7 protein-coding genes are annotated in these 14678 nt (G+C 70.4%); 1 reads left to right on the forward strand and 6 read right to left on the reverse strand.

Translation table 11 applies throughout. The features are described 5' to 3' along the window. Nucleotides 1-109: 109 nt before the first annotated feature. The 6 genes from dapB to BcFMB_RS09685 all read right to left on the reverse strand — a co-directional run bounded on the left by dapB (nt 110) and on the right by BcFMB_RS09685 (nt 13117). Nucleotides 110-862, reverse strand: coding sequence for a 4-hydroxy-tetrahydrodipicolinate reductase (dapB, locus tag BcFMB_RS00800; protein WP_099720753.1), 753 nt, complete (start codon nt 860-862; stop codon nt 110-112). 135 nt (nt 863-997) lie between these two features. Beyond that, the gene (locus BcFMB_RS00805) at nt 998-2374 is read right to left on the reverse strand and encodes an MFS transporter (protein WP_232513819.1); all 1377 of its coding nucleotides are present in this window, start codon (nt 2372-2374) and stop codon (nt 998-1000) included. After that, nucleotides 2371-3105, reverse strand: a complete 735-nt coding sequence (locus BcFMB_RS00810) for a GNAT family N-acetyltransferase (RefSeq protein WP_024541101.1) — start codon at nt 3103-3105, stop codon at nt 2371-2373. The genes BcFMB_RS00805 and BcFMB_RS00810 overlap by 4 nt, the downstream gene beginning before the upstream one ends. A gap of 280 nt (nt 3106-3385) precedes the next feature. Then, nucleotides 3386-7945, reverse strand: a complete 4560-nt coding sequence (locus BcFMB_RS00815) for an ATP-dependent DNA helicase (RefSeq protein WP_099720754.1) — start codon at nt 7943-7945, stop codon at nt 3386-3388. Nucleotides 7946-7947: 2 nt separating this feature from the next. After that, nucleotides 7948-12852 (reverse strand): PD-(D/E)XK nuclease family protein, encoded by a 4905-nt coding sequence (locus BcFMB_RS00820; RefSeq protein WP_198405422.1) that lies wholly within the window; start codon nt 12850-12852, stop codon nt 7948-7950. After that, nucleotides 12836-13117, reverse strand: coding sequence for a hypothetical protein (locus tag BcFMB_RS09685; RefSeq protein WP_198405423.1), 282 nt, complete (start codon nt 13115-13117; stop codon nt 12836-12838). The genes BcFMB_RS00820 and BcFMB_RS09685 overlap by 17 nt, the downstream gene beginning before the upstream one ends. 113 nt (nt 13118-13230) lie before the next feature. Here BcFMB_RS09685 and BcFMB_RS00825 point away from each other — a divergent pair, with 113 nt between their 5' ends. Beyond that, nucleotides 13231-14670, forward strand: a complete 1440-nt coding sequence (locus BcFMB_RS00825) for a serine/threonine-protein kinase (protein WP_198405424.1) — start codon at nt 13231-13233, stop codon at nt 14668-14670. The last annotated feature ends 8 nt before the right edge of the window (nt 14671-14678 follow it).

Genomic DNA, 14678 nt, shown 5'->3' on the forward strand with positions numbered 1-14678 from the left:
CCCGGGGCCGCCGGCGCCGGGCGCGGGGCGTTGAAACGCCTACGGGGAGGCGGCCCCGCAGCAGGTCCACCTCCCCGTGGGCCCATGGCGATCGGATCGCCCCGGCCGCTCACAGGTCGAGGAAATGGTCGAGGCCGACGGTCAGTCCCGGGAACTCGCCCGAGGCGACCTTGCGCGCGGCGAGCAGCACGCCCGGCATGAACGAGCCGCGGTCGAAGCTGTCGGCGCGGATGACGAGCTGCTCGCCGGCGTTGCCGAAGAGCACCTCCTCGTGCGCGTTGAGGCCGCGCAGACGCACCGCGTGCACATGGACGCCGTCGACGACCTGGCCGCGTGAGCCGCCGTCGGTCTGCGTGTTGTCCGGGACGGCGCCGAGGCCGGCCTTCGCGCGGGCCTCGCCGATGCCCTGCGCGGTGTGGATCGCCGTGCCCGAAGGCGCGTCGACCTTGTCCGGATGGTGCAGCTCGATGACCTCGGCCGATTCGAAGTACGGGGCGGCGAGGCGCGCGAAATAATCGGCGAGGACGGCGGAGATCGCGAAATTCGGCGCGATGAAGACGCTCTGGCCTTCACGGGGCGCATCGGCGAGCGCGGCGCGCACCTGATCGAGCTTGTCGTCGGTCCAGCCGGTCGTGCCGACGACGACGTCGACGCCCTGCGCGATGAGCGCGAGCACGTTGTCGAGCGTCACCGACGGCACCGTGAATTCGACGACGACGTCGGTGTTCTCCGGCGTGATCCGCGTCAGGTCGTCGCCGGCGTCGAGCGCGAGCGCGAGTTCGGCGTCGTCGGCCGCGTTGACGGCGTCGACAACGTGCGAGCCCATGCGGCCCTGTGCGCCGACTACGGAAACCTTGATCATGTTGCACCAGCTTTCTGCCTGTGGTTGTGGGTGTTGGGGCTTGTTCCATGACTCAGTGTAGCGACCGGGGTGCGCGCCGCCTGCATGCGACGCCGTCACCGGATGCCGCCGGCGCGCACGGCCCGGGGCGTCGGCTCAGAGCGTGTCGCCGCTGTCGCGTTCGGCGTCGGCGTTCTTGCGCGTGAAGACCCACCAGCCGATGAGCGCGAAGGGGATCGCGGCGGCCGTGTACACCCACGTCATCATGACGCCGGCGTGTGAGTCGAGATGGTCGAGGATCATGCCGCCGAGCAGCGAGCCGAGCGAGGCGCCGATCTGGCCGGCCGTCGTCAGCCACGACAGGCCTTCGGTCAGCGACTGCTCGGGCACCGTCTCGCGCACGATCAGGTTGCCGGTCGCGAACAGCGGCGAGACGACGAGACCGGCGAGCAGTTCGACGGCGCCGAGGACGAAGTAGTTGTCCATCGTCGCGCGCATGCAGGCGAAGCCGACGGCGAGGATCGCGAGGCAGGCGATCATGCGCCGCCAATGCGGGCCGCGGTGCCTGCGCGAGCCGAAATACAGCGCGCCGATGCACGAGCCGACGGCGATCATCGCGAGCTGCAGGCCGAGGAACTGGTCGAGATGGTCGTGCTCCATCGCCGCCGTGATCGAGACGTCGAAGGTCGTGAAGCTCATGTTGAAGCAGATGAACGTGAGCATGAGCGGCAGGATGCCGGCGTACAGCAGCACGTTGCGCGTCGCCTTGCGCGACGACGCGGCGAGCGAGTTGCGCTTGCGCAGCGAATCCTGCAGCGCGGTGCCCTGCGCGTCGCCGTCGAATTCGCCGCGTGCCAGACGCAGGTCGGGGTCGTCGGCGGCGACCGGCGTCGTCTCGACGACGTGCAGCACCGGCGGTTCGGAGCGTCTGAGCGAGAAGAAGATCGTGCCGCCGATCGCGCAGGCGGCCGTCGGGACGAACAGCTGCGAGACCGGATGCACCGATGTGGCGAGCGTCGCCGCGAGGATCGGGCCGAAGATGAAGACGATCTCGTCGATCGCCGATTCGAGCGCGTAGGCCGTGTTGAGCAGGTCCATGTTGTCGGTGCGTTCGAGCAGATACGTCCAGCGGGTGCGCACGAGCGCGCCGAAGGAGAACTGCGTGGCGCCCATGACGAGCGCGAGCACGAACAGCAGCGCGATCGGCACATGCGCGAGCGCGCTGAACGCGAACACGAGCATCGAGACGACCTGCACGGCGAGCGCGATGCGCCCGACCCTGCGCTGGCCGAAGCGGTCGAACAGGCGCGCGTAGAACGGCGTGACGGCGGCGACGGCGAGGATGTAGGCGCCGCTCATCGAGCCGGCGATCGTCCAGTTGTCGTACAGATGGTTGAGCGCGAGCACGATGCCGAGGCTCATCATGCTCATCGGCAGGCGCGCGAGCGCGGCGGAGGCGCAGAAGGCCTTCGCGCCGGGCAGCGCGAACATGCGCGCGTACGGCGAGCGCGGCTTGGTCGTCGTTTCGCTCATGCGCCGCGCACCTCGACGGTCTCGGAAGGGTTGACGGCGTCGGGCAGCGCCGTGTCGGCGAGGTCGGCGCGGTAGATGAACTGGTCGTCGGCGTTCATGCCCTCGGCCATGTCGGCGTCCTCGGGATGGTCGGCGGCGATGCGTTCGGCGACGCGCGTCAGGCCCTTGTGGTCGTAGAAGCCGTAGTCGCAGCTCGAATCGGTGTGCAGGAAGAACGCGCGCACGCCGTGGCCGCGCAGCGCGGCGAGCAGCTGGCGCCACAGCGCGCCGCCGACGCCCATGCCGCGCACGTCGGGGTTGACCATGAACAGTTCGAGTTCGGCCTGCGTCGTCGCGCCGACGTCGCCGTCCTCCTCGAGGATGCGTTCGCGCGGGAAGAAACCCTGTTCGAGCATGTCGACGACGGCGGCGCCGCGCGGGTCGGCGACGATGAGCTCGCGGGTGCGTTCGAATTCCTCACGCGCCTGCGCGAACAACGCCGGGGCTCCGACGGCGCGCACGAGCGTGACGCCGGCGAAGACGCCGTCGTCGGTCTCGGCGACGTTCGACCAGGTGATCGGTTCGACGTAGTGCAATGTCAGATAGCGCGCGATGAGCGTCGCGAGCGGCGTGCCGGCGATGCCTTCGCGCTGCGGCCAGACGCGGTCGAAGCAGGCGGCGACGGTGTCGAGGTCCTCCCAGCGCATCGGACGGTAGCTGACGTGACGGGTCGCATTGTTGTTCGCACCCATGTGCATAGCTCCTTCATTCATCATGATTCGTCATGCAATTCATATGCATTCGCATTGCGCATGTGTGCCCGCCCACGCATGCCTTGAGACGGCGTTGGATCGCGCGCATCGGCGCAGTGCGTTCCCCTGCGCCGGGCCCGTGCGTGGGGCCCGTATGCGCGCGCCGCCGCCGGAGTGCTTCTCCGGCGGCGGCGCCCGTGCTTGCAGCGTCCCAGTGTAGTCGGCGACGTCGATTGCGGCCGGATTCTACGCTGTGCGCGTGCGGCGGCCTGAGGCGCCGTCAGTCGGCGGCGCCGTCATCGTCGCCGTCGAAGGCGATGCCTTCGTGGATCTCGCGGACGATCGCCGCCTCGTCCTTCGGCGCGGCGTCGATCTGGCGGTCGGCCTCGTCGGCTTCGGAGACGTAGTACAGCGCGCCGTCGACGGCCTCGAGCGGCACGCCGCGCGCCTTCGCGAGCATGAGCCGGTAGAAGTCGAGCTGACGCAGCTTCTCCTCGACGTCCTTCGCCTTGCGCGGACGGCGTCCGGTCTTCCAGTCGACGACGGTGAAGCGCTTCGTCGCGTCGTCGGGGTCGAGGCCGCCGACGAAGACGGCGTCGAGCTTGCCCTGGACAAGGTTGTCGATGCCGTCGACCGCGACGACGATCGACTCCTCGGCGTCGGACGGCATGCGCGACGCCCACGGCGAATCGACGAGCCGACGCTGCCATTGCAGGAGGCGGCGCGCGTCGGCGTCCAGGTCGGCGTCGTCGGCGAGCGCATGCTCGACGTCGGCGACCATCCGGGCGCGCGCGGCGCCGTCGTCGTCGATGCCGGCGCGCACGAAGCGTTCGGCCCAGGCGTGGAAACGCGTGCCGGCCTCGGCCTGCGGCGAGCTCATCGCCGGGATCGGGCGCAGCACGCCGGCGACGAGGTCGAAGTCGCGCTCGTCGCGGCGGCGGCGCGCGTCGTCGCCGAGTTCCGCGCCGTCCGCCTCGCCGGCGCGGTTCAGGTCGGCGCCGCGCTGCAGCGCCGTCGCGTTCATGCGCTGCATGCGCAGCGCGCGGCGCGCCTTGTCCTTGAGCAATGCCAGCAGCCGGTCGTCCGGCATGTCCGGCAGCGCGCCGAAGCTCGGGTCGCTGATCAACGCCAATGCGCGCGCGACGAGCGATCCGGCGCGCACGTCGCCGGGTTCGGGTTCGGCGGCGCCGGCGCGCGCCCAGCCGTCCATCGTCGTGCCGATGTCCGCGGCGCCGGTGCGCAGCCGTTCGGCCAGTCCGTCGCTCAGCGCGAACGGCCACGGCCGCGACGTCGTCTCCTCCCGCTCCTCGATCGGCGTGTTCCACGCGTCGCCGACGACGGCGTCGGCGAAATCGCGCGCGTGCTCGCCGGCGAAGTAGCCGGCGGGGCGCGCCTCGCCGATCTCGTCGAGCGTCCACGTCGCCGGCGCGTCGTCGCCGACCTCGTCGGCCGCGAGCGTGAACGCATGGTCGTACATGTCCTGCTCAAGCTCGTGCAGGCGTTCCTTGAGCGCGCCGAGCTCCTCCTTGGGGCGGCCCTCCTCCTGCGCCCGCTCGAGCGCGCGCTTCGCCCGCGCCACCTGCTCCTCGGCGGCGCGCGCCGTGTTGTAGCGGGCGATGAGCGCAGGGCGGTGCATCGCGTGCGTCCACTGCGCGTCGAGCGCGGCGGCCTCGGCCCCCGTCTCGCCTTCGCGCGCCGCGCGGACGGCGGCGACGACGTGGTCGGCGGGGACGACGCGCTCGTGGACATCGCGTCTGGAGGCGTCGAAGAGCAGCGACTCGTGGACCTCCCTCCAGAACATCGACGACTTGTAGGGCACGACGACGTCGCGCGCCGACGGGTCGTCCCATGCGGCGTAGCCGGCGGCGCAGGCGACAGCATGCGCCGCGGCGGCCGTGCGCGGCGAGACGACGTCGTCCGGCGTGCGCGCCGTCGACGCGTCCTCGCTGTAGGTGAGCAGCGCCTCGTCGCGGGCGCGCGTCAGCGCCACGTACATCAGGCGGCGTTCGTCGGCGTACAGCCGTCGGCCGAACTCCTCGGTCTGCGGCATCGTCCACAGTTCGGCCTCGCCCCACAGCGCGTCGGCGTTGCGCGGGAAGCCGTCGTCGTTGACGATCGTGTATTCGCGCAGGCTGCCGAACACGTCGTCGTCGAGCAGCCCGACCTCGTCATCGGCGCCGAGCGCGGCGATCGGGTCGTAGTCGTTCGATTCGGCGGCCTTGCGCGCGTTGCCGGGGAAGGCCGGCAGGATCGCGGCGTCGGAGCGCACCGGCACCGGCACGGCGGCCGGGTCGGTGATCCACGTGTGCGCCTTCGCCAGGTAGTCGGGAGCCGTCCACTCGCCGGACGGGCCGTCCCCGTCGTCCGGCGACGTGACGCCCGGATGGCTGACGTAGTCGACCTTGAGTCGTTCGCCCTGGTTGGACGGGAACGCGGTGGCCTGCAGACCGACGACGGCGACGGCGTCCCATTCGAGGCCCTTCGACTGGTGCACCGTCATCAGGATGACGTCGACGGGTGTGTCCGGCATCGGCGCGGCGCCTTCGTCGACGTTGCGCTGTGCGTCGATCCACGACAGGTAGCCGCGCAGCGTCGGCGTCTGCATCGTCGCGATCTCCTGCACATAGGTGCGCACGGTGCGCAGCAGCGCGTCGATCGATGCGCGCGTCGCCGTCGCGTTCGCCGCGTCGCCGCCCTCCCCCGCGCGGCGTCGGCGTTCGGCGGCGGCGACGAGCATGTCGATGTCGAGGTCGAGCGCCTCGACGGCGGCGCGCATGACCTCCTCGATCGGGCCGTAGGCGACCTGGCGCACGCGGCGCAGCACGGCGCCGGCGTGGTGCAGCGCGCGTTTGCCGGCCTTCGAGATATGCGCTTGTTCGATCGTCTCGTCGGCGTCGTCGTCCATCAGCAGGTCGGCGGCGAAGACGGCGTTCGGCACCTCGCGCGCATGCTCGCGCACGACGCGCCGGCGCGTCGCCGCGTCCGCGTTGTCCCTGCCGACGACGCCCGCCTCGACGAGCGCGCGGTAGCGGTAGTCGACGTTGCGTTCGTCGGCCAGACGCGCGAGCGCGCGCAGGTCGGCGGCGCCCAGGCCGAAGCGCGGCGTCGCGAGCAGCCGCATCAGCGACGCCGCGTCGGAGCGGTCGGCGACGACGTGCATCAGCGCGAGCACGTCGAGCACCTCCGGCTGTTCGAGCAGCGACGACGTGCCGACGGCGAAGGTCGTCAGCCCCGCCTCCTCGAGCGCGGCCTGGAAATACGGAATCTGCGTCTTGCCGCGGAACAGCACGGCGACGTGCGGCTTCGTGCCCCGCGGCTCCTCGCCGCGCGCGACGCGTTCGGCGTCCTCGTGTTCGTGTTTGGCGATCGCGTGCTTCGCGAAACGCACGACGCCGTCGATCTCCTGGCCGCGCGTCGCGTAGCCGAGCACGCCGACCGTGCCCTCGTGCACCTCGGCGCTGCCGTCCCTCACGTTCGACAGCGTATGCACGTCCACCTCGTGCACCTGCACGCTGCTGCCGTCGCGCCTGCGTTCGCGCAGCGCGGCCGTCAGATGGTTCGCGGCGGCGAGCACGACGACGGAGTTGCGCCGCGTCTCGGACAATGCGCGCGGCTCGTAGTCGTCGGGCAGGCCGAAGGAGCGCTGGAACAGGCGGAAGGCACCCGGGCTCGCGCCGCGCCACGCGTAGATCGACTGGAACGGGTCGCCGACGGCGTTGACGGCCGATCTGCCGTCGGGGGCGCAGAACAGCTTCGCGAGCAGCATCGCCTGCGTCGTGGACGTGTCCTGGTATTCGTCGAGCAGCACATGCGTGTAGCGGGCGCGGTAGCGTTCGCCGATCGACGGGAAGCGCGTGACGAGCTGGTAGGCGGCCACCGTGAAGTCGCTGAACTCGGCCATGTGGTTGCGCCGCTTCGCGTCCGCGACGAGCTGCACGAGCGTGAGCAGCAGCTCGCGTTTGACGGTCGCGTCACGCATCTGCCTGATATGGAACTGCTGGATGTGGTCGCGCCAGTAGTCGATCCTCTCGTTCGTGCGCGCCGCCTGCGCGTACGGTTCGCCGTTCGCCTTGACGCGGCGGTCGTACTGGTATTTGCTCAGCCGCTTCGCCTTCGCGCTCACGTCGGGCACCGTCGGCTCCTCGTCGGGCACGGCGTCGAAGTCGATTCCCATCCTGTCGATGAGCTCGAGGAACCTGCGGTCCCATGCGCGGATGCGCGCAATCGCGTCGTCGACGCTGTCGCAGTCGCCGCCGATCATCGAGCTCGCGATGTTCGACGAGAGCGCGAAGACGTCGTCGACGATCGCCGTGAAGCGCGTGAACTCGACGCCGCTGTCCCTGACGACGTCCATGTGCTCGCCGACCGTCGTCGCGATGAGCTGGCGCGCGCCGGCCTCGCTCAGCGGCTGCGTCTGCTGGTCGAAGCCGACGAGCAGCCCGTACTGGCGCACGATCGACTGGAAGAACGCGTCGTAGGTGTACACGTCCGGTTTCATGAACATCGACTTCTTCGACCGTTCCGGCTGTTCCGGCCTATTCGCCTGCTTCGTCTGTTCGGCCACGGCCGCCGAGACGCGCGTGAGCAGTTCGGAGGCGGCCTTCCTCGTGAAGGTCAGGCCGAGGATGTGCTCGGGCGGCACGCCGTCGTCGATGAATCTGATGATGCGTTCGGTCATCGTGAAGGTCTTGCCGCTGCCGGCGCCGGCGACGACGAGCAGGTCGTCGTCCTTCGGCGCGTCGATAATCTTCTGCTGCTGGGGGCTCGGCGTCTTCTTCGGCTTCGTCCTCCTCGGCGGCTGCTGTTGCGGTTCGTCCGTTGACGTGTGCTGCGTGTCCATCGTCACATTCCCTTCGTCTCGTACACGGTCTGCATCTTCTCGGCGCACGCCGGGCAGATCGGCTTGTCGTGGCAGTACCTGAGGTGCTCCGGCGTCGGATGCGCGTCGATCGTCGACGCCAACGACGCGGCGGCCGCATAGAACACGCGCGCGATCATCGTCAGCGACCAGACGAGCAGCTTCGATTCGCCGTGCGCGCTCTTTGCGAGCATCGCCCAGACCTCCCCGTCGACGCCGTCGGGCGCCTTGAGGTCGCCGAAGTCCTTGATCAGCGGGAACAGGCCGCCGAGCCTTGCGATCGTATAGGTGCTGTTCGGGTCGGCGCGCCGGTGCACCGAGGCTCCGTTGAGCGCGTCGCCGTCGAACAGCGGCTCCTGGTAGTGCATCTCCGCCTTCGACTTCTTCGACGACGGATAGGTCACCTCGGCGACGTCGAACAATGCGGCGCGCGAAATCGGCAGCCGTTCCTGCCGCGTGCCGGCATCGCCGTCCTCGACGTGCGGGAAGCGCATCGCCAGCTGGTAGCACACGAGCTGCAGGTCGCTGAAGTTCTCGGCGCGCCCGTGCGCGTGGCCGGTCTTGTAGTCGATGAGCCTCCAGCGCAATGCGCCGCCCTCGTCGCGGCGCGTCTCGCGGCGGTCGATGCGGCCGGTCAGGCGGATGTGCATCCGGTGGTCCCACTCGCATGGCCAGCCGCCGATGAGCGCGCCCATGATCGCGGCGACCTGGTCGGCGTCGAGCTGCAGCTTCGTCGCGTCGTTGAACGCGGCCGTGATGTCGGCGAGCGTGAAGGACGCGTCGAAGGAGATCTCCGCCTCGGCCCCGACAAGCCTGCCGACGGTCGGCAGGCTCCGGTGCGTGTAATGGCGCGGGCGGTGCTCGGTCTTCGTCTTCTTGTTGTCTTTGCGGTCGGCGGTGCTCACCGATACCTCCTCGGTTGAGTCCGGCCCCTGCTCGTAGATCGGCAGGTTCGAGCGCACGAGGTAGTCGGCGGCGTTGAGCAAGGTCTGCCGCGTGCGCTCGTCGCGCAGCGACGCGTCGTAGCGTTCGTCGGCGTCGCGCAGCGTCTGCGGGTCGATGCGCAGCGTCTCGTAGTAGGCGATCATCTGCCCGGCGAGGCGTTCGGCACGACGGCGCGCGACCTCGTCCCACGTCGCGTAGTCGGGCGAGTCGGTGTCGCGGAAACGCGCCTCGAGCTGCGCGTCGCCCAGATCGAGGTGATCCTGATAGTCGGGCATGTCCCAGCCCATCCGCGTCGCATGCTCGAGCACGGCGTGCACGATCGAGCCGTAGTCGAGCGTGAACGGCTGCACGGTCGGCCCGAAGAACTCGCGTTCCATGCGCGCGCACACCGGGCATCCCCACAGCGCGTCGACGACGGACGGCGACAATGTGACGATCGGCGCGCCGTCGGCGGCCGTCCGCGCATGCGACGGCTGCGCGAGCTGGGGCGACTGCGACGGCTGTGCGGATCGTGCGGGCTGCGGCGACGGCTGCACGGCGCCGCCGGCGGTCGCGGCGCGGTCGTCCGTCCGCTCCCTCGCCCCCTGCCCGCCCGGGATGAACGGCACGTTCGAGATGCTCGGGATTATCGCGCGCAGCAGGCTGCTGCCGGAGCCGTCGCCGCGCGCGGACTCATCGCCCTGCGCGGCCGCGGCATCGCCAGCGCCGTCCTTCGCCTTCGGCGCCGGCCGGTACTCGCCCCACAGGTCGAGGAACGGCCAGTTGCCGGGGCCTGCGTCGGCATAGCCGTTGACGGCGAGCAGCGCGAGCGCCGTGACGGCGTCGTCCACGTCGTCCTTGGGCACGACGCCGTCGGCCGACGCCGCGAGCCGTGCGCGCGCGAGCGCGATGAGGCCGCGCGCGTCGGCGTCGAGCGCCATCCCGTCGCCGTCGCCGACCGGCGTGTAGACGCGCGTCTCCGGCTTCGAGTCGCGTTCGCGGTCGAAATGCTCGGGCAGATAGCCGTAGAGGAATTCGGAAGGTACGGCGTCGTCGTTGAGCATCGCGCTGACATGCACCTGCTCGTCGGCGCGCGTCAACGCGACGAGGAAGCTCTTCTGCTCGGTGCCGAGCACCTCCTGCAGCGCGATGTCGTGCCGTCCGCTGCGCGCCTCGCGCATCATGTCGAGTTCGCCGTACAGGCGGATGTCGACGAGGTCCTCGCCGCCGAACATCGTGTTGCGCGCCGCGAGGTTCGGCCATACGCCCTCCTGCACGCCTGGCAGCCACACATGCCGCCAGTGCCGTCCGACGGCGCCGGCCGGCGTCGTCAATGTGACGGCCTCGTCGAGCGGCGCCGTCTTCGCGAGCGAATCGGCTTCGATCTGGAGCTGGCGCACCTGGTTGATGAAGGTCGCGATCGGCATCGCGCCGCCGTTGCGCTCCACGTAGTCGAACAGGCGCATCGCGACGTCGAGGCGGTCGTTCGCGGCGCGGCCGACCGGCGTGTTGAACAATGCGAGGCGCTGCCAGTGGGCGGCGACGCCGCAGACGGTCCATGCGGCCTCGAGCGCGAAGCGCGGCTGCGCGGCGTCCTGCTTCGTCAATGTACGCAGCCGTTCTGCGATCAGACCGACGTAGCGCCACAGCCTTGCGAAGCGGCGTGCGGGCGCGTTGCGGCCGACGTGGCGGCGTTCGCCGGAGCCGGCGCCGCAGATCGACGCGACCGTCTCGACGACCTTCGGCGCGCCGTCGTCGGCGAGCAGCAGATACAGCGCGTCGACGCCGAAGCCGACGTCGTCGCCGTCCTCGTCGTCGAGCACATGCACGTTACCGACGGCGTGCGCGGCGACGGCCTCGTCGTGCAGCGCCGTCCACATCCCGCGCAGCTCGCCGAGCGACGACGCGGCGGCGTCGGAGTCATCGGAGGCGTCCTCGGTAATGCCGGCGACGGCGTCGGCGGCGTCGGCGGCGTCGGCGGCGTCTTCGTCGCCGTCCTCGGCCGCGGCGCGCGCGTCGCCGGCGATCGCGTCGAAGCTCCGCGCCTCGTCGTGCGCCTCCACGTCCCCGGTCCGCGCGGCGGCGTCGACGGCGGCGGCCGCGTCGACGAGCGCGTCGAGTGCGGCGCGCGCCGAATCGGCGGCCTCGTCGTCGTGCACCTTGCGGATCAGCTCGGCGCGGTCCTGCACGTCGGCGATCGACTGCAGCGCGCGCATCGCCGCGTCGATCGCATGCATGTCCATCGGATGCGTCGCGTCGTCGTCACCGGCGGCGCCGGCGCCATCATGCCGTTTCGGGGCGACGTCGAGCAGCGGGCTCGCGACGATCGCGCGCACGCGCGAACGTACGAAGGAGGCGAGCGCCTTGAGCGGCAACGTGCGCCGCGCGACGCCGTCGTTGCGCAGCTGCGCGAGTTCGATCAGCGAGAACAGGCCTTCGACGAAGGGTTCCTCGGCGAGCGGACGCGTCACCGACGAGAAGCGCACCGGCACGCCGTCGCGGCGAAGGCGCTCGCCGTAGGCGCGGATCGCGCCGTTGTCGTGCATGATGACGGCCATGTCGTTCCACGATGCGCCGTGGAGCAGGTGCTCGGTCTTGATGTGCCACACGACGTCGTCGCTTTCCTCGTCCGGCGTGCGGTAGAGCGCCGTGCGCACCGAATCGTCGGACGCGACCTTCGCCGGATCCAGCGGCGCGATCGGATACGCGCCGTCCAGCTTCGGCATCTTGCCGGGACGCTGCGTCATCGGCGCGAGGCCGTCCTCGGTCGTCTCGATCGACAGGCTCACGCGCGCCTGCAGCACATGCAGCTGGTCGTCGGCGACGGCGGCGCCGAGCGTGACATGCGTCGGATGCAGACGTTCGTCGATCTGCCGCAGCAGGTATTCGGGGTACGAGCCGCGGAACGACTGCACCGACTCGTCCGGGTTGCCGACGAGCAGCAGCCGCACGCCACGCCGGTGCAGCGCCTCGAGGAAGCCGAATCCGGCGAGAGTCAGGTCCTGCACGTCGTCGACGACGACGATGCGCGGCAGGTCGGCCGCGTCGAGCGTGCGCACGGCGTCGGTGCCGGCGACCTGCAGATAGCTGGCGTCAAGCCGGTATTCGTCCGGATAGGCGGCACGCATCGCCGCGATGTATCCGGCGCGCAGCGCGTAGGCGAGCCGCCATTGGATACGCAGACGCTCGCCGCGCATGCCGCAGCCTTCGACGGCGGCGAGCAGCGCGTCCTCGCTGCCGGCGCCGGCGCCGACCTCATCCATGCGCGCGAGCATGTCGCGCAGCTGGGCGACGAAGGCGGCGCTGACGCCCTCCTCGAGCAGCGATTCGGTCGTCGCGGCGGCCGACGGGTCGTCGTCGCCGATGGCCGTGCCGCCGGCGGCGACGAAGGACGCCCATCGTTCGTTCTGGAAGTAGTCGCGCAGCAGCCGGCATGTGGCGCACATGTCGCCGGCGCGCACATGGTCGAGGTGCATGGCGAGCACGCGGCGCAGCAGCGCGTCCTGCTCGGCGCCGTTGAGCAGCCTCGGCGCCGGCTCGCCGTCGCGCGCGCGGCGCGCCGCGACGAGGCGGAACGCGAGCGCGTTGAGCGTCGTCGCCGGGCGCGTGCTCGTGCTCACGCCGACGTGGCGGATCAGTTCGGGCGCGTAGTCGTCGGCGAGGCGCCGGTTCGAGACGGCGAGCACGGCGTCCTGCGCGCCGAAGGCCGTCATCGCCTCCTTCGCCGCGTCGATTGCGAAGGTCGTCTTGCCGGAGCGCGGCGGCCCGACGACGAGGACGGTCGGCGCCGTGTCCTGCACGGCCGCGCCCGCCGCATCGGCTGCGTCGAGCAGTGTGCGCACCGGTTCGCTCTCCAGTGCCTGACGCACCGTTTCACGTACCGTTTCACGCTCGGCCGCTCCGACGTCCCGCCGGTATTCCTCCTGCGCCGATTCGCGACCGTCATCGTCATGCCGTTCCCGCATCGCCTTCTCCTCCGATTCCCGTGATGCCGATGATGGTTCCCGTGATTCCGTCATTGTGCGTCCCCTTCGATCCTGCCGACCGTTCCTTCATCCGGCCGCCGCCGTCGGCGGCCGATCCGACCTCCAAGCATACCGTCCGTCCGCCGCGGACGCCACCGGCGCGCGGCGCGCTGGCGCGGGCACGGCGCAGCGACGTCCATAATCGATGGTCCGTGGTATCCGCATCGTGAGTAGACGAGCCGCGATTGACCACCGTTTCGGCCATGATGGTGCAGTAGAGGAAACGACGCATACGCGCGCGTCGCGATGGCGGCCCCGGGGGCGGAACCGCATCGACGGCGGCGCGGCGGGCTGCGACAAAAGGACGGAATCAGCTTCATGCCACAGAGGACCGCATCCACGGCCGCACATCAACCGGCGGGCATGCCCGTGCCGCCACGTCTGAGGGGATACCGCTACGTGGGCGTCATCGGCAAGGGCTCCACGGCCTACGTCTTCCGCTACCGGCAGGAGGCGACCGAGCGCGACGTGGCGATCAAGGTCGGCACGACGCATCTCGATTCGAAGGCCGGCGCGCGCTTCAAGACCGAGGCGGTCTTCATGGCGAAGCTGCAGCATCCGAACATCCTCACCGTCCACGGCGCCGGCGTCACCGACGACGGCCGCCCGTACACGATCTTCGAATACGCGCCCAACGGCTCGGTCAAGGACATCATCGCCAAGCAGGGCGTCTACTCGGTCGAGAAGACGCTCGACTACGGCGTGCAGCTCGCGAGCGCGCTCTATCTGGCGCACCGCAGCAACACCGTGCACCGCGACCTCAAGACGAGCAACATCCTGATCACGGCGCAGGGCCTGCCGGCGATCGCCGACTTCGGCATCGCGACGAACATCTACGACCACCGCAGCACCGGCTACTCGCCGCCGTGGGCGCCGCCGGAGGTCATCGCCTCGCACGGCGGCGGCGACGACCGCAGCGACATCTATTCGCTCGCGGCGACGCTGTACGCGATGCTCGCCGGCAAGTCGCCGTTCGAGTACGCGTACGACCCGCATACGATCGACGAGCTCGTCGACTGTATCCTGCACAAGCCGGCGCCGCCGATCAACCGCGCCGACGTGCCGCAGTCGCTGCAGCGGGTGCTCCTCAAGGCGCTCGACCCGGACCCGGCGCACCGCTATTTCACGGCACTCGAGTTCGCGCGCGCGCTGCAGGAGGTGCAGATCCAGCTGTACGGGCATGCGACGCCGGTCAACGTGCAGGGCATCGAGCCGTATCCGACGCGCGCCGCGATGGCGACGGCGGGCGCGCAGGGCGCGCTGCCTGCCGCGCCGGAGGCGAAGCCGAGGAACCGCAAGCCGCTGATCATCACGGCGATCGTCGTCGCCGTGCTCGTCGTGTTCGGCGTCGTCTTCGCGCAGTTCATCCTGCCGAACATCGACCATTCGGGCGACGCGAGGACGGCCACCGTCGTCAACCCGGGCATGAACGGCTCGCCCGGCAACGACGACGGCGACGATGATGACGACGCGATGACGTCGGTGCCGGCGCCGATCGAACTGTCCGGCAAATACGTGAACAACAACACCGAGGTCAAGTTCACCTGGAGCAATCCCGACCCGCAGGACGGCGACCGCTACGCGTGGTCGCTCGTCAGCAACAGCGGCGACGGCGACCAGGCGAACGCGAAGCTCGTCGACGAGCCGACGGTGACGGTGCCGGCGACGGACGGCGGGCCGACCTGCATCAAGGTGAGCATCCTGCGTCAGGACCGGCAGCTGTCGTCGGACGCGGTGACCGCCTGCGCGGCCAAGTGAGCGCGGCG

It is taken from the genome of Bifidobacterium choerinum (assembly GCF_002761235.1).
In the GTDB taxonomy this organism is placed as follows: domain Bacteria; phylum Actinomycetota; class Actinomycetes; order Actinomycetales; family Bifidobacteriaceae; genus Bifidobacterium; species Bifidobacterium choerinum.

Coding starts and splice junctions, on each gene's coding strand:
- dapB (WP_099720753.1), bottom strand. CDS start 862: ATGATCAAGGTTTCCGTAGTCGGCGCACAGGGCCGCATGGGCTCGCAC.
- BcFMB_RS00805 (WP_232513819.1), bottom strand. CDS start 2,374: ATGAGCGAAACGACGACCAAGCCGCGCTCGCCGTACGCGCGCATGTTC.
- BcFMB_RS00810 (WP_024541101.1), bottom strand. CDS start 3,105: ATGGGTGCGAACAACAATGCGACCCGTCACGTCAGCTACCGTCCGATG.
- BcFMB_RS00815 (WP_099720754.1), bottom strand. CDS start 7,945: ATGGACACGCAGCACACGTCAACGGACGAACCGCAACAGCAGCCGCCG.
- BcFMB_RS00820 (WP_198405422.1), bottom strand. CDS start 12,852: ATGCGGGAACGGCATGACGATGACGGTCGCGAATCGGCGCAGGAGGAA.
- BcFMB_RS09685 (WP_198405423.1), bottom strand. CDS start 13,117: ATGGCCGAAACGGTGGTCAATCGCGGCTCGTCTACTCACGATGCGGAT.
- BcFMB_RS00825 (WP_198405424.1), top strand. CDS start 13,231: ATGCCACAGAGGACCGCATCCACGGCCGCACATCAACCGGCGGGCATG.